At 38.7% G+C, this 16,274-nt stretch carries 12 protein-coding genes; 9 read left to right on the top strand and 3 right to left on the bottom strand.

The genetic code is table 11. From position 1 onward, the window contains the following. Positions 1-21 precede the first annotated feature (21 nt). Positions 22-1,512 (bottom strand): betaine-aldehyde dehydrogenase, encoded by a 1,491-nt coding sequence (gene betB / locus WKH56_RS25190; RefSeq protein ID WP_176521382.1) that lies wholly within the window; start codon positions 1,510-1,512, stop codon positions 22-24. Between the two features lie 630 nt (positions 1,513-2,142). On the opposite strand from betB, the gene WKH56_RS25185 reads away from it, so the two are divergent. Then, on the top strand, positions 2,143-3,855 hold the full coding sequence (locus WKH56_RS25185; RefSeq protein ID WP_275210642.1) for a high affinity choline transporter 1: 1,713 nt from the start codon (positions 2,143-2,145) through the stop codon (positions 3,853-3,855). 37 nt (positions 3,856-3,892) lie between these two features. Here the strand turns inward: WKH56_RS25185 and WKH56_RS25180 are convergent, their stop codons facing one another. Continuing rightward, on the bottom strand, positions 3,893-5,290 hold the full coding sequence (locus WKH56_RS25180) for an amino acid permease (RefSeq protein ID WP_275210643.1): 1,398 nt from the start codon (positions 5,288-5,290) through the stop codon (positions 3,893-3,895). A 331-nt stretch (positions 5,291-5,621) separates the two neighbouring features. On the opposite strand from WKH56_RS25180, the gene WKH56_RS25175 reads away from it, so the two are divergent. The 5 genes from WKH56_RS25175 to hpf all read left to right on the top strand — a co-directional run bounded on the left by WKH56_RS25175 (position 5,622) and on the right by hpf (position 9,802). Beyond that, on the top strand, positions 5,622-6,302 hold the full coding sequence (locus tag WKH56_RS25175; RefSeq protein WP_048021764.1) for a hypothetical protein: 681 nt from the start codon (positions 5,622-5,624) through the stop codon (positions 6,300-6,302). A 201-nt stretch (positions 6,303-6,503) separates the two neighbouring features. Continuing rightward, on the top strand, positions 6,504-8,303 hold the full coding sequence (locus tag WKH56_RS25170; protein WP_275210644.1) for a flagellar hook-associated protein 2: 1,800 nt from the start codon (positions 6,504-6,506) through the stop codon (positions 8,301-8,303). Between the two features lie 16 nt (positions 8,304-8,319). After that, on the top strand, positions 8,320-8,721 hold the full coding sequence (gene fliS, locus WKH56_RS25165; protein WP_028412023.1) for a flagellar export chaperone FliS: 402 nt from the start codon (positions 8,320-8,322) through the stop codon (positions 8,719-8,721). 2 nt (positions 8,722-8,723) lie between these two features. Then, complete coding sequence (gene fliT / locus WKH56_RS25160; protein ID WP_028412024.1) at positions 8,724-9,062, top strand: flagellar protein FliT; 339 nt, start codon at positions 8,724-8,726, stop codon at positions 9,060-9,062. Positions 9,063-9,250: 188 nt separating this feature from the next. Continuing rightward, the gene (gene hpf, locus WKH56_RS25155) at positions 9,251-9,802 is read left to right on the top strand and encodes a ribosome hibernation-promoting factor, HPF/YfiA family (RefSeq protein WP_013059750.1); all 552 of its coding nucleotides are present in this window, start codon (positions 9,251-9,253) and stop codon (positions 9,800-9,802) included. 73 nt (positions 9,803-9,875) lie between these two features. Here hpf and WKH56_RS25150 read toward each other — a convergent pair whose 3' ends face one another. Further along, positions 9,876-10,280: a GNAT family N-acetyltransferase gene (locus tag WKH56_RS25150; RefSeq protein ID WP_028412025.1), complete on the bottom strand. Its 405-nt coding sequence runs from the start codon at positions 10,278-10,280 to the stop codon at positions 9,876-9,878. Between the two features lie 226 nt (positions 10,281-10,506). Between WKH56_RS25150 and secA the strand changes: the two genes are divergently transcribed. The 3 genes from secA to WKH56_RS25135 all read left to right on the top strand — a co-directional run bounded on the left by secA (position 10,507) and on the right by WKH56_RS25135 (position 16,260). Continuing rightward, complete coding sequence (gene secA / locus WKH56_RS25145) at positions 10,507-13,023, top strand: preprotein translocase subunit SecA (RefSeq protein ID WP_013059748.1); 2,517 nt, start codon at positions 10,507-10,509, stop codon at positions 13,021-13,023. 99 nt (positions 13,024-13,122) lie between these two features. Then, positions 13,123-14,221 (top strand): peptide chain release factor 2 gene (gene prfB, locus WKH56_RS25140; RefSeq protein ID WP_114896991.1). Its coding sequence is split into 2 segments (ribosomal slippage): positions 13,123-13,185 and positions 13,187-14,221, totalling 1,098 coding nucleotides; the frame shifts between segments, so codons are not numbered across the junction. Positions 14,222-14,526: 305 nt separating this feature from the next. Then, on the top strand, positions 14,527-16,260 hold the full coding sequence (locus tag WKH56_RS25135; protein WP_375166611.1) for an alkaline phosphatase D family protein: 1,734 nt from the start codon (positions 14,527-14,529) through the stop codon (positions 16,258-16,260). The last annotated feature ends 14 nt before the right edge of the window (positions 16,261-16,274 follow it).

Raw genomic sequence — 16,274 nt, 5'->3', positions numbered from 1 at the left:
CTTTAAATTCCCCCTTAATTTTTATTGAAACCAGCGCATTGGCTGTGGATTTGTATTGGTATAAATATGTTTAATTTCCGTATACTCTTCTAGACCGATATGGCTAAGCTCTCTTCCAATCCCAGATTGCTTATAACCTCCCCAAGGAGCCTGCGGGAAGTAGGGATGATAATCGTTAATCCAAGTTGTTCCCATACGGAGTGCTTTCACTACACGTTCAGCTCGGTTCATATCACTTGTCCAAACAGCTCCAGCTAATCCATAGATCGTATCGTTAGCAAGTGCGACTGCTTCTTCTTCAGTACTGAAGCGCTCAATTGTCATAATCGGACCAAATGACTCTTCTTGGACAACTTTCATGTCTCCATGACAGTTTGTAAAAATAGTTGGTTCGATAAATAAGCCTTTTTGTAAAGAATCCTGAGTCGGACGCTTGCCTCCTAAAACAAGAGAAGCACCTTCTTGTTTCCCTAGCTCAATATAATGTTCCACTTTAGCTAGATGTTCTTTTGAGATAACGGGTCCCATTTGAGTGGCTTCGTCCATGCCGTCCCCTAGCTTAATTTTTTTGGCTTGTTCAATAACTGCTGAAACAAATTTATCGTGAATATCATCTTGAACGAGTAATCTCGCACCAGCTGAACAAACTTGACCAGCATGAAAGAAGACCGCATTTAATGCATAGTCAACCGCAGTGTCAAAGTCAGCGTCAGCAAAGACGATATTCGGATTTTTCCCTCCGAGTTCAAGAGCAATTTTTTTAAAGTTGCCTGCGGCAGCCTGCATGACTTTACGTCCAGATACTCCGCCACCTGTAAAGGAAACTAAATCTACTAAGTGACTCTCTGCCATTTCTTGTCCAACGGTCGCACCTGGACCGAGTACAATGTTAATGACGCCTGCTGGAAAGCCAACTCTTTCAAAAATTTTCATCATATGAATAGTTGTTAAAGGGGTGATTTCGCTTGGTTTAATAACAATTGTGTTCCCAGCAGCAAGTGCGGGAGCCAATTTCCAAGAGGCTTGCAATAACGGGTAATTCCAAGGAGTAATTTGGCTGCACACGCCTACAGGCTCACGGACAACGCGGCTAACAGAATCGGGATTAGGTGACTCAATCATCTGTCCGCCATCTTTATCTGCTAATCCAGCATAGTATTGAAAGACATCAGCAATTCCATCCATGTCTGCTAGGCTTTCAACGAGGGTTTTTCCGGTATTTAAGGTTTCAAGCTTTGCTAGTTCCTCGCGATCATTGCGAATTTCTTCCGCTACTTTAAATAACAAAGAACCTCTTTCGGCCGCTGTAAATTTAGACCATTCACCTGCATCAAAAGCTTTTCTAGCTGATTCAATGGCTTCTATGGCATCAGCACGATTTCCTTCTGTAACGACAGCGATAACCTCTTGATTAAAGGGGTTTACAATTTCTCTTTTCTCGCCGCTGCGTGCTTCAACCCATTGGCCGTTTATGTGCATTTTCTCAAGCATAAGTGTTTGTTCCAATAGCATCGACCTCCAAATAATAGAATTTGTTAAATTTATATTTAACGTTCTTAACAATTTGGATTATAGCATCGGCCATTTAATTTAGTCAAATCTAAAAACTTTAAATGTTCTGAATTTAAATTGATTTTCTTCTCTATTAAGAGCTGATTATTCGGATATTAAGAAAAAATTTAACAAAAAGTAATTAAAAAATACTGATTGCTATGTCCCTTGATACAAAAGGTTTTTTTATGTATGAGCTATGAGAATATTATTCTTTTTTTATATGAAAACCCTTAAACTTTTTTGACAATATCCTAAACATTCAGATATATTAACCATAGTACGATATCTGCTTGCATACAAACCTTGAGAAACAAAGGATTTTGAATGTGAAAATTAAGAAAGGAGTTTAGAGAGAAGATGAAAATAATTATGAATTTTTAGCTGAATAATAAAATAAGTCAATTTAAATTATTTTAATATAATTATATAAACGTAATTTCTCCCCTTCGTATTGGTATTTATAATCCAACTATTTATAGTTTATTCTAAAAAAATCTATTTTTAGGTTTAATTGTATGCTGGTAGGAAAAAGGAATAGAGGACAGTTATGTCTTTAGATTTCTTTATCAATTTAAAGGATGTGAGACGATGCAAAATGCTAAAAAGCCATTTCGTTCAGACACACAACAAGCCAGACCTGAAAAGTCGAATGAGACTTCTGACTTTTCAGGGAAATCAAACAGAAACAACCGTCTACTAACCCCCTTATGGACAACTATTATAGGATTTTTCATCTTTATGGTTGTCGCATTTATCTATTCTCTCTATAATCCAGATCTCTATTGGCCAGGCCTCATTTTAATGTTCATTATGTATGGTGTTATTTACTTTATTGGTGCTCGAGCTGCTGCAAGTAAAAAAGGAAAATCAGATGATATGCTTGTTGCGGGAAGATCTATGCCGCTATGGATTTCAATGTTCACAATGACCGCTACTTGGGTAGGTGGAGGGTATATTGCTGGAACGGCCGAAACTGTTTATTCCTCAGGACTGACTTGGACGCAAGCGCCATGGTGTTATTCAATCAGCTTAATTTTAGGCGGTATCTTTTTTGCTAGAAAGATGAGAAGGTTTGAGTTTATGACAATGCTCGATCCTCTAGAATCTCGTTTCGGTAAGAAAATGGCTACGGTTCTTTATTTTCCAGCTATATTAGGAGAGCTGTTTTGGAGCGCAGCTATCTTAACTGCTTTAGGAACAACATTCGGTGTGATTTTAGGCCTCAGTTTTTCAATTTCCATCATTCTTTCCGCACTTATTGCCATTGCATACACCGTGATTGGCGGCTTGTGGGCAGTAGCACATACCGATATCTTACAGCTTTCTATTATGTTTTTAGGATTATTTCTGGTGCTTCCTTTTGCATTTTCGAATACGGGAGGGGTGGGAGCCGTTTTTTCTACTTATTCAGAAGGTATGACTGGTTCTCTTCATTTATTTCCTCCATTAAAAGGCTGGGAAGATCCAAAATGGGGAAATACATATTGGCAATGGTGGGATAGCACATTTTTACTTATTTTTGGTGGTATTCCATGGCAGATTTATTTTCAGCGCGTGTTATCTGCTAAAAATGAAAAAGCAGCAATGTGGCTATCTATTACAGCCGGCATTTTTTGCGCTCTAGCGGCCTTGCCTCCAACTTTAATAGGAATGATTGGTTACAGTGCGGACTGGTCTTCATTTGGAGCGTCAAGCCCTGAGAGCGCGTCTATGATTTTAACATACGTATTTAAATATCTAACACCTGATTTAGTAGGAGCGATTGCGCTTGGAGGACTAGCTGCTGCCGTCATGGCTGCAGTAGCGGCTTCGTTACTTTCAGCTTCGGGAATGGCAGCTTGGAACGTGTATCGTCCGATTGTAAAACCAAATGCGACACAGGCGCAGTTAGATAAAGTTATTAAACGTTCTATCATTATCATTGGAACTGGAGCAACTCTAATTGCTTTAAACTCTGAGAGTGTCTACTCTTTATGGTATTTATCAGGGGACCTAGTGTATTGCATACTTTTTCCGCAGTTGGTTTGTGCTTTATTCTTTAAAGGAGCTAACTGGTACGGATCTTTGGCTGGGTTTATTGTGTCTCTTGTTCTTCGAATCGGTGGAGGAGAACCATTGCTTCATTTAAAGGCACTGCTTCCGTACCCGATGATTGAAGACGGAGTGGTCATGTTTCCGTTTCGTACATTTGCGATGGTAGGCGGGTTGTTAACTATTTTTATCGTTTCTTACACGACGCGACGTATTTGCCCTCCTCAGCCGCTTCGAAATCTTCATCGTGACATATCGGTTGAGAAATAATCAAAAGCAAAATAAAAAAGCCGCATCTGCGGCTTTTTTATTTTGCAATATTTTCTGACTCGGAAAATTGATCGTCAGGTCGCTTATTGTTCGTTTTTTTGATGAACGAGTATGAAAGAAGAACCACAACGGTTAATCCAAGAGTTAAGAAAAACTGTGAGCGCATCGAATCAATAAATGCCATTGATAAGAAGATCACGGTAATAACAGCAATTGTTACGTATGTTAAATATGGAAACAACCACATTTTCATCCCTTTAATTGGCTGGTTGGCTTGAATCATTTTTTTGCGCAGGCGTAAATGAGAAATAGCGATAGCTAAGTACACAATAAGAGCAATGGCTCCTGATGCGTTAACTAAGAATAAAAAGAGTTTATCCGGCGAAACGAAGCTAAAGATAGCACATACATATGCGGCAGCTGTGCTAATCCATACGGCTCTTGCCGGCACGCCTGATTTGCTTACCTTTGCTAAAGCACGAGGAGCTTGTCCTTTTTGAGCTAATGATAAAATCATTCGCGAGTTCGTATATAAAGCAGAGTTTAAGCAAGACAAAACGGATACTAATACGACTAAATTCATAATTTGTGCAGCTGCTGGAATGTTGACCATTTCTAACATTGTTACGTACGGACTTTTTAGTAAATCAGCTGAGTTCCAAGGTAAAAGAGTTACTAAAATAGCAACTGAACCAATATAGAAAATTAAAATTCGCCATACGACACTGCGAATAGCAGTTGTAATAGCTTTTGCTGGATTTTCTGATTCACTAGCTGCAATAGCCGCAATTTCAGCTCCAAAATAAGAGAAAATAACGGTAATAACTCCTAAAAAGATAGAGTTCGTACCTTTTGGCATAAAGCCTCCGTGCCCCGTTAAATTAGCTAAACCAGGTGAAGATGTACCTGGGATTAATCCGAAAATAATAGCTAAACCGATTCCCATAAAAGCAACGATTGCCACAATTTTAATCATTGCAAACCAATATTCAAATTCTCCAAATGATTTGACAGAGAATAAGTTTGTTAAGGTTAATGCAAAGGTTAAGATTAAGCTTAAAAGCCAAATTGGTACGGAAGGGAGCCATTCATGAACAATTGCTCCTCCTGCAGTGGCTTCGATTGCAATTACAATTAGCCAGAAAAACCAGTAAAGCCATCCAACAGCATAACCTGCCCACGGGCCAATTCCTTGCTGAGCATATGTCGCGAATGAACCTTTATCTGGATTTACCATAGCCATTTCACCGAGCATACGCATTAATAGAACGACTAACAGTCCGGCTGCTGCATATGAAACTACTGCTGCTGGGCCTGTTGCGTTAATAACGGATCCGCTTCCTACAAACAAGCCGGCCCCGATAATACCTGCAATGGAAATCATGGAAACGTGACGTTGCTTTAACTTTCCGTGTGATTCTGTTTTGTTTCCCATCGTATTCACTCCTTTAAAATTATCGAAAGACTATTAGAAAATAAAGTAAATTCTGAAAATATAAATAGAAATTCCTCCCCTTACCTTTATAATAAGCAAGAAGTGTGCCAATTATCAAATTCCTATAAAAATCGACTTTAAGTTACTAAAATTGACGCATTTTAAGTTGAAAAAGACTCGTTTTATTCACTATAGACTTATTCGCCATTTGGGATGTCGAGTATATACGTACATTTTATACAAGTTTTCGACATACATCTTATTTATCTTGTATGATAAAAGATAAATCGGTATTATGTTCCAAGAAGAATGTTTGAAAGGGTGCGTGTGTTTGAGAAAATTTATAGCTGTTATTTTTCTATTTATTATCCTTTTATTTGGGTTGTATTTTTTCGTTAGTCCAGTTAGAAATGTTGAAAAGCTTGATCAGACTGCTTCATTATCTTCACTAGCACAAGAAAAGTCCGCTCGTGCGACGTCGCTAGAACTGAACGGAGGCTCCCCTATTTTAGGCTACCGATTGAGTGAGAGCGATGTTAACGATTATTTGCGCAGCTACCTTTATGAAAATGATGAAACGGTTGAGGGAGCAGAAGTGGAGTTGCTTCCGGAACATATAAAATTTTATATTAATAAACATGTAGTATCTTTTATGGAATCACAGTTTGTAGTTGATGTAACACCAAATGCCGAGAATGGAAAGCTTGTTTTGAAGGTGAATAGTGTGCATTTAGGAAGAATGCCGATTCCGAGGTCTCTTGTATGGGATCGCTTAAATATTAACGAGTCTTCTGATGTCACGGTCGATAAAGAAATGAATGAAATTACTCTGCTCAATAATTTGCCAGATTCCATTTCGTTTGAGCAAGCAGATACAACGGATGAATATATAAATTTATCTGCCTCTGTAACCATTGATTCGTTACGAGATATTATAAATCTAGCACCATACCTTATTCCTAAGGATATTCAAAGGAATTTATCCCAGAAACTGAACTTGTTTGGCCAATAATAAAAAGCTCACTTATTGTAAAAAAATAAGTGAGCTTTTTCTATCTTGCACCATTTGACCTATGAAAAAAATGTTCGTTTTACCGATACAAAATAGGAAGTGGTAAACCCATGAACGAATAGGGAGATTCGAAAAAATATACTTATATTTTATGGCTAACAGTTGATGGATAGATGAATAAAAAAACGGTGGTGATGGTAAGTGGTAAGAGTAAGTGGATTAGCAAGCGGGATGGATATTGATCAAATCGTCAGTGATTTAATGAAGGCTGAACGAATGCCTATTGATAAGATGAAAAAACAAAAGCAAACGTTAGAGTGGCAGCGCGACGATTATCGCTCTATGAATTTGCTGTTATCAGACTTTAATAATCTTGCTTTTAATATGACCTTGCAGTCTTCTTATTCGTCTAAAACGGTATCTTCAGCAGATGAAACGAAAGTAAAAGCAACTGCAACTTCCTCAGCAGGAAACGCGTCTTATACCCTTTCAAACGTGACAATGGCGACTGCTGCTCAGAGTATTAGCTCTGAGAGTATTGCTTCTAAGATTGATCCAACGAAAAGCTTGTGGTCTCAACGGAATTTAATAGAAACTGATTCAAGTGTGTGGACTGAGAAAACAGTGGAACAAGCGGCTATAACGTTAAGTGCTGATACTAGCACAATAAAATTAGCTAAGGGTTCTGTTTCTGCTGTAAATCAGGGCACAGGCACTTTATCTGTTACCACTGATGGTATAAGTAAAGCGTATACCATAAAAATAGGAACAAAGGCGGAAACATTAGGCTCTGATGAAGTCTTCATTAACGAAGACACAGGTGAAATGACGTTTGGTACCACATTAACAAGCGGCAGCACAATTGAAGCGTTTTCCTATCAGCAAAACGTGCTGAATTTTTCTATTACAACTTACGACAGCAATGGAAAAGCCACAGGAGATGGTCCAGACGGCAGCACTGTATTTGAATTTGACGGTTCAACTTCATTAAACAACGTTCTCACACAAATCAGCAATTCGAAAGCAGGCATTTCAGCTTTTTTTGATGAAGGAACGAATAAAGTTGTCATGACTCGTAAAGATACGGGGAATTTATCTTCTGCTAACAGTGTGGAGGGTGCAAATATGGTTTTTTCAGACGGGTTTTTGACGGACTTTTTGCAGCTCAAAAGTGAAGTCAAAGGAACAGATGCAACATTTACGCTAAACGGTCTAGAAACAACTCGTAAATCCAATACATTTACAACGGGAGGCGTTACCTATACCCTTCAAAATAATTTCACAGGAGATGTGCGCGTTAACGTAAGCAATGATACGCAAAAAGTATTTGATACAATCAAAGATTTTGTGACTAAATATAATGAGCTGATTGAGAAAATTAATGGAAAGATTACCGAAGAAAGAGACCGAAACTATCAGCCTTTGACGGATCAAGAAAGAGAAAAGCTAACGGACAAACAAGCTGAGCAGTGGGATGATAAAGCAAAAAGCGGTTTGTTAAAAGGAGACACAATTTTATCAAGCGGGCTGAATCAAATGCGTTCTAACTGGTATGCCTCTGTATCAGGAGTGAGCGGAGCATTTTCACAGCTAACGGACATCGGTATTTCAACTAGCGCAAACTATAGTGATCGAGGCAAGCTAGTGATTGAAGGTGACGGGACTAAATTAAAAGAAGCAATTGAAAAAGACCCGCAGTCTGTTATGGATTTATTTATGAAAAGTGGAAGTACAACAAGTGAAAAAGGGATTGTACGACGTTTACGAGATACGATTACTCAAACCGTATCCAAAGTTGAGCAGCGCGCTGGCCGTTCAACATGGACAAGTGAACAATTTTTGCTTGGGCGGAATTTAAAAAGCGTAAACAGCCAAATTACTAGTTTTGAAAGCAGGCTCACACAAGTAGAGGACCGGTATTATCGTCAGTTTACAGCAATGGAGAAAGCCATTCAAAATGCAAATGCTCAAAGCGCGCAGTTATCGCAATATTTTAGTTAAGAAGGAGTGAACGTTTATGGCAGCAAATAATCCATATCAAGCGTATCAGCAGGGAGCTGTTCAGACTGCCTCTCCAGGAGAGTTAACGCTTATGCTGTATAACGGGTGTTTGAAATTTATCAAACTTGCACGAACAGGCATACAGGAAAAAAATATTGAGCTAAAAAATACGAATTTGTTAAAAGCACAAAATATTATTCAAGAATTAATGATTACCCTTGATACAAACGTGCAAGTTGCTAAGTCTATGATGACTATGTATGACTATATCAACCAGTGTTTAATTGAAGCGAACACAAAAAATGACATAGAGAGCTTGGATGAAGCCGAACAATATGTAACAGAGTTCCGCGATACGTGGAAGCAAGTTGTGCAGCTTCACCGCCAGCAAGTCCATGGAAGCGGCGGCCAAGCATAAATATGATAAACGAACTGTATCAGATAACTGACGAGATTTACCGACTTACTCAAATATTTTCTGACAAAAATCGAGAAGAGGACATTCAGAAATTAGAGTATCTTCTATTAAAAAGACGTGACCTCATGGAGAAGCTGCCGCCAAAAAGTAGAGATCATGAATGGATGGGTAAGAAAATTGTCGAAATGAATAAGACGATTGATCAAAATCTGATCTTCATCCGGCATCGAATCATGGAAGATCTCCGTTTGCTAAAAGTGAAAAAAAAGCATAATAACAGCTATGTAAACCCTTACGAAATGAAATCGTTTGATGGGATGTTTTACGATAAAAAAAATTAATTTTGCGTAAAAAATACAACCCTTCTTCTTATGAAGAAGGTCTATTTTTTTGGTTTTTTCATAAACTTTTCTCAGGTTCTAAAAATTTTCACTAAATTTTCTAAAAATTTTAATAGTTTAGGAAGGGATTGTGTCGGGTATTGTAGAATTGTAGAGGTATAGCAATGGATTAAAGGAGGAGTTCGAACATGATGTATAACATTCGCGGTGAAAACATTGAGGTGACTCCAGCAATTAGGGAATACGTAGAGAAAAAGCTTGGTAAGTTAGAGCGTTATTTCGACGAGACACCAACTGCTGACGTAAATGTAAACTTAAAAGTCTACAATAACGATCAAAAAATAGAAGTCACAATCCCAATGAATGATCTCGTATTGAGAGCTGAAGAGACCCACAGTGATTTATACGCAGCTGTCGATCTTGTCCTAGATAAATTAGAGCGTCAAATTCGTAAACATAAAACAAAAGTGAATCGAAAAATGCGTGAAAAAGGTGCTGAGAAGTATCTATTTGCAGCATTAGAAAGTGAAGCGAACGTAGCTGTTGCAACTGAAGAGGATGAATTAGAGCTAGTTCGTACAAAACGATTTAATTTAAAACCAATGGATAGCGAAGAGGCTATTTTACAAATGAATATGTTAGGACATAGTTTCTTTGTATTTACAAATGCTGAGACAAACATTACAAACGTTGTGTACCGAAGAAAAGATGGCCGATATGGATTGATTGAACCAAACTAAAGGTTACAGTCTTTCTTAAATAAGAGCAGTAAAATAAAAGCAGCGTGCTTCCGCACGCTGCTTTTTTAGCTGTTTAAAAAAATAGTTCCATAACTACATAGCGTGTAGAAGATTTGGTGAATACACGCGTGGTTTCTTTCATTTTGAATGCCTGATAAAAAGATACTTTATTTTCTCGTGCGTTACACCAGACCCTTCGTATCCCAAGATTCTTGAGTTTGAACAAAACTTCTTTTAGCAAATGACTGCCGTACCCTTTTCCTTGTTCTTCTTTGAGCGTAGCAAATTTCCGGAATTGAGCTTCATCACCTGTTATAAATAAGGAAACAACTGATTTTAACTCTCCTTTTTCAAACAGTCCATAGTGCATGCCTGATGGATCCTCTTTCAGCTGAACATAACTGAAATCTTTATGAGGCCACATGACGATATGTCGGACTTCCCAAGCTTGTTCTTTTGTAATCGTTTGAACGTTCATTCTACATTCCCCTTTTTTATTGTAAGAGTGAGGCAGGGAAAATCACAATAGAAAATAACTCCTTAATAGAGTAGTACTAGTAAAGAGACAGACGAAAAAGGGTACAAGTTGCTACTTGTTTAGCTGCAATGTTACAATTTTACTCAGAATGTTTTATAATGAAAGATACAGATATGAATGAAAATAGTATAAAATGTACTGATTATAAATAGAGGAGCGTTTTAATATGCTTGGATTATTTAAAAAAGTGTTTGACGGCAATCAGCGCCAAATCGGCCGTTTAGAAAAAATGGCGGACCAAATTGATGCGTTAGGTCCTGAAATAGCGTCTTTAACGGACGATCAGCTTCGTGAAAAAACAGCTGAATTTCAACAACGCTACCAAAATGGTGAATCGCTCGATAACCTATTAGATGAAGCTTTTGCGGTTGTACGTGAAGCAGCGAAACGTGTGTTAGGCATGTATCCGTACAAAGTTCAGCTAATGGGGGGTATTTCTCTGCATGAAGGGAATATCTCGGAAATGAAAACGGGTGAAGGTAAAACGTTGACAGCTACTATGCCTGTATACTTAAACGCCATTACAGGCAAAGGTGTACATGTAGTAACAGTGAATGAATACTTAGCGAGCCGTGATGCTAGTGAAATGGGTCGTTTATATGAATTCCTAGGCTTGAAAGTAGGGTTAAACTTAAACCATTTAACGCGTGAAGAAAAACAAGAAGCATATGCAGCGGATATTACGTATAGTACAAATAATGAACTAGGATTTGACTATTTACGTGATAACATGGTGCTTTATAAAGAACAAATGGTTCAACGTCCGCTTCATTTTGCTGTAATCGATGAAGTTGACTCTATCTTAATTGATGAAGCACGTACGCCGCTTATTATATCCGGCAGCGCACAGAAATCGACTGCGCTTTATATTCAAGCTAATGCATTCGTTCGCACGCTTGATAAAGAAACCGATTTTACTTTTGATATCAAAACAAAAAGCGTTCAGCTAACCGAAGAAGGTATGTCAAAAGCCGAGCGCGCATTTGGCATTGAAAACTTATTTGATATTTCACACGTAGCGCTAAACCATCACATCAACCAAGCGCTTAAAGCACATGTAACGATGCAAAACGATGTGGATTATGTAATTGATGAAGATCAAGTCGTAATCGTTGACCAATTTACTGGTCGTTTGATGAAAGGAAGACGTTTTAGTGACGGCTTGCATCAAGCTATCGAAGCTAAAGAGAACGTTGAGATTCAAAATGAAAGCATGACGTTAGCTACAATTACATTCCAAAACTACTTCCGTATGTATGAAAAATTATCAGGTATGACGGGTACAGCTAAAACGGAAGAAGAAGAATTCCGTAATATCTACAACATGCACGTTGTCGTTATTCCGACAAACAAGCCAATTTCACGTGATGATAAAGCGGATTTAATTTACAAGTCAATGGAAGGCAAGTTTAATGCGGTAGTGGAAGATATTGCTGAGCGCCACGCAAAAGGACAGCCTGTTCTTGTTGGTACAGTTGCGATTGAAACATCTGAAGTTTTATCAGCATTATTAAAGAAAAAAGGCATTCGCCATCACGTTTTAAATGCAAAACAGCATGAGCGTGAAGCGGATATTATCGAGAATGCGGGTCACAAAGGTGCGGTAACAATCGCAACGAATATGGCCGGTCGTGGTACGGATATTAAACTAGGTGAAGGTGTCGTTGAAGCTGGAGGTCTTGCTGTAATTGGTACAGAGCGTCATGAATCACGCCGTATTGATAATCAGCTCCGCGGACGTGCTGGACGTCAAGGGGACCCAGGGGTGTCTCAATTCTATCTATCCATGGAAGATGAATTAATGCGCCGATTTGGTTCTGATAATATGATGGCGATGATGGATCGTCTTGGTATGGATGATTCACAGCCAATTCAAAGTAAAATTGTAACAAGAGCTGTTGAATCCGCTCAAAAACGCGTTGAAGGTAATAACTTTGATGCGCGTAAACAATTGCTTCAATATGATGATGTTCTTCGTCAGCAGCGTGAAGTTATTTACAAACAGCGCTTTGAAGTGCTTGATTCAGACAACTTACGTGCGATTGTAGAACGTATGATTGAATCAACGCTACAGCGTGTGGTTGAGGTAAATACACCGCGTGAAGAATTAGAAGAAGAATGGAATTTACAAGCGATTATTGATTACGTAAATGCTAATGTTCTTGAGGAAGGCGAAGTCACAGAAGAAGATCTTCGCCGTAAAGAGCCTGAAGAAATGGTAGAACTGCTGGTAGATCATGCAAAAGCTCGTTATAATGAAAAAGAAGAGCAGCTCCCTGAAGAACAAATGCGTGAATTCGAAAAAGTAGTTGTTCTTAGAGCAGTTGATTCTAAATGGATGGATCATATCGATACGATGGATCAGCTTCGCCAAGGTATCCACCTTCGTGCGTACGGCCAAACAGATCCTCTTCGCGAATACCAAATGGAAGGTTTTGCGATGTTTGAAAATATGATTGCAACCATTGAAGAAGAAGTGACGAAGTATATCATGAAAGCAGAAATTAACAACAACCTTGAGCGTCAAGAAGTAGCGCAAGGTCAGGCGGCTGTTCATCCAAAAGAAGGAGACGCGCCGGCTAAGAAGAAGCCAAAAGTAAATGCGATAGAAGTTGGCCGAAATGATCCTTGTATCTGTGGAAGTGGCAAAAAGTATAAAAACTGCTGCGGTAAAGAATCATAAAATAAGAGTCAATTAGTATAGAATGAACTAGTACAGGAAGGAAATGAGTCTTCTCATTTCCTTCCTGTGCGTCAAAAATAAAATAGAGGTGTTTAACTCATGGATTTAGTAGAAATTAAGCAAGAACTTGACAAAACAGCTAAGCGATTAGCGGACTTTAGGGGGTCTCTTTGACCTCGATACAAAACAAGCTCGTATCGATGAATTAGATGAGACTATGGCTGATCCAAATTTTTGGAATGACCAGCAGGCAGCTCAGACTGTTATTAATGAAGCCAATGGTTTAAAAGATGCAGTAAATCAATTTAACCACTTAGATGAAACATACGAAAATTTACAGATATCTCATGAACTTGTAAAAGAAGAATACGATGAAGATTTAGCAGAAGAACTAGTTAGTGAACTAAAAGAGCTTATTTCAGGCATGAACGACTTTGAATTACAGCTGCTTTTAAGCGAGCCGTATGATAAAAATAACGCTATTTTAGAATTGCACCCAGGTGCTGGTGGAACAGAATCACAGGATTGGGGTTCAATGTTACTACGTATGTATACGCGCTGGGCGGAGAAAAAAGGTTTCAAAGTAGAAACACTTGATTACTTACCTGGGGATGAAGCTGGTATTAAAAGTGTAACGCTTTTAATTAAAGGCCATAATGCGTACGGGTATTTAAAAGCTGAAAAAGGCGTTCATCGTCTCGTTCGCATTTCTCCGTTTGATTCATCAGGCCGTCGCCATACGTCATTCGTATCGTGCGACATAATGCCGGAATTTAACGATGAAATTTCAATTGATATTCGTACGGAAGATTTGAAGGTTGATACGTACCGTGCAAGCGGTGCCGGAGGTCAGCATATCAATACAACAGATTCAGCTGTTCGTATTACTCACCTCCCAACTAATGTAGTCGTATCTTGTCAGACGGAACGTTCACAAATTAAAAACCGTGAGCAAGCAATGAAGATGTTAAAATCTAAGTTGTATCAGTTAGAAATTGAGAAGCAGCAAGAACAGCTAGCTGAAATCCGCGGAGAACAAAAAGATATTGGATGGGGAAGTCAAATTCGTTCTTACGTATTCCATCCGTATTCGTTAGTAAAAGATCACCGCACAAATACGGAAGTCGGAAACACGCAAAGTGTAATGGATGGAGATCTAGATCCGTTTATTGATGCGTATTTACGTTCTCATATTTAATCAAAAGGCAGTATACCTCGGTATGCTGCCTTTTTTTAGTTGTTAGGACTTTGTAAAATTTGAATGAAGAAAAACGAGCGTAAAGAACTATTTGTAGATAGAAAATTAAGAAAATGCAGAAATTTAAAGGTTGCTGTCGTCCGTTCGCTTATTTTGTCAATGAAATAAAATGGTTTAAAATACCTATTTTATGGTAAATGCTTCTTTACAATCCTTTATACCTCTTTTACAAACAGCTTTTATAATTTGAGTTAAATCAAGAGGAAGGGGCATGTGCAGTGGCAAATAAATCGTTACACGAATTAATAGAGCAAGTAAAACAGAACAGTTTTTCTTCGAGTAAAGGGTTTGATAGAAGGCGTTTTTTACAAGGAGCTGGAAAAGTAGCAGGAGTATCACTTGGCTTAACAATTGCTCAGTCTATCGGTTTAAATGCAGTAGAAGTTTCAGCGGCAGCGCCTAAATTTTCAAGTTATCCGTTCACTTTAGGCGTCGCATCGGGAGATCCTTTAGCAGATAGTATTGTTCTTTGGACAAGATTAGCACCAGACCCATTGAATGGCGGGGGAATGCCTAATCAACCCGTTCCAGTAAAATGGGAGCTTGCCGAAGATGAAGACTTTCATCGAATTGTCAAACGAGGAACAGAAATTGCTAGACCTGAACTTGCTCACTCTGTTCACGTTGATGTAAAAGGATTAAAGCCAGGCCGTATTTATTATTATCAATTTAAAAGCGGTCATGAGTTAAGCCCGGTTGGAAAAACAAAAACACTTCCTTCAGCAAATGCAGAAGTAGCCAGCATGACGTTTGCATTCGCTTCGTGTCAACAGTATGAACATGGTTACTTTACAGCTTATGAACATATGGTTAAAGAACAATTGGATTTTGTGGTTCATTTGGGCGATTACATCTATGAATATGGACCAAACGAGTATGTGGCTGCAAGCGGAAATGTTCGTACTCACAGCAGCGCAGAAATTCAAACGCTTCAAGACTATCGAAACAGGCATGCTCAGTACAGGTCAGATGCCAATTTGAAGTCTGCTCATGCTGCTTTTCCTTGGATTGTGACGTGGGATGATCATGAAGTAGAAAACAATTATGCAAATGTAATTCCTGAAAAAGGACAATCAGTAGAAGCATTTATTCAACGCCGCGCGGCAGCTTATCAAGCTTATTACGAACATATGCCTTTGCGTCAAACATCCTTGCCTCACGGAACGGATATGAGATTGTATCGTGACTTTTCATATGGGAAACTAGCTTCCTTTCAAGTGTTGGATACGCGTCAATACAGAGACGATCAAGCAAACGGAGACGGAACAAAGCCGCAAACGCCAGAATCTCTTGATCCTAAACGTACACTATTAGGGATTGAACAAGAAAAATGGCTTTTTACTAATCTTGAAAAATCAGCGTGTCATTGGAACGTACTGGCTCAACAAATTTTCTTTGCTCCCAGAAAATTTGGAACGGCGGCTAAGCCTACATACAGCATGGATGCATGGGATGGGTATACGGCGAATCGTCAGCGTGTTATTGATTTTATTGAAAAGAAAAAGTTGGACAACGTCATTGTACTAACTGGAGATGTGCACGCTAACTGGGCTTCTAATTTACACACGGATTTTTCCAATCTTAATTCAAGAATTATTGGTGCAGAGTTCGTTGGCACCTCCATCACTTCCGGAGGGAACGGAGCAGATAAACGAGCTGATACGGATAAAATTTTAAGTCAAAATCCCCATCTTACATTCTTTAATGATTACAGAGGATATGTAAGGTGTACGGTCACTCCTGATATATGGCAAGCTGATTATCGCGTTGTGCCTTTTGTAACAGAACCTGGTGCGGAAATTTCAACTCGAGCTTCCTTTCAATATAAAAAAGATGGAAAAGGTATGACAGAAGTTGAAGTAAATAACGTGCCGCGTGGGCTAAAGATTTCTAAGGAAGTAGAGGAAGATCGTATGCGGGCACACGGGAAAGCACATGAAAAACAAGAGTTGAAAAAGAAAGAAAAAGTACAGCAGTAAATTGAGTAAGGGAA

The sequence above is a fragment of the Priestia sp. SB1 genome (assembly GCF_038898415.1).
The sequence above is the reverse complement of the archived record's forward strand: the minus strand, read 5'-3'. Positions and strand labels throughout refer to the sequence as shown.

Coding starts and splice junctions, on each gene's coding strand:
- WKH56_RS25185 (WP_275210642.1), top strand. CDS start 2,143: ATGCAAAATGCTAAAAAGCCATTTCGTTCAGACACACAACAAGCCAGA.
- betB (WP_176521382.1), bottom strand. CDS start 1,512: ATGCTATTGGAACAAACACTTATGCTTGAGAAAATGCACATAAACGGC.
- secA (WP_013059748.1), top strand. CDS start 10,507: ATGCTTGGATTATTTAAAAAAGTGTTTGACGGCAATCAGCGCCAAATC.
- WKH56_RS25150 (WP_028412025.1), bottom strand. CDS start 10,280: ATGAACGTTCAAACGATTACAAAAGAACAAGCTTGGGAAGTCCGACAT.
- WKH56_RS25180 (WP_275210643.1), bottom strand. CDS start 5,290: ATGGGAAACAAAACAGAATCACACGGAAAGTTAAAGCAACGTCACGTT.
- hpf (WP_013059750.1), top strand. CDS start 9,251: ATGATGTATAACATTCGCGGTGAAAACATTGAGGTGACTCCAGCAATT.
- fliT (WP_028412024.1), top strand. CDS start 8,724: ATGATAAACGAACTGTATCAGATAACTGACGAGATTTACCGACTTACT.
- fliS (WP_028412023.1), top strand. CDS start 8,320: ATGGCAGCAAATAATCCATATCAAGCGTATCAGCAGGGAGCTGTTCAG.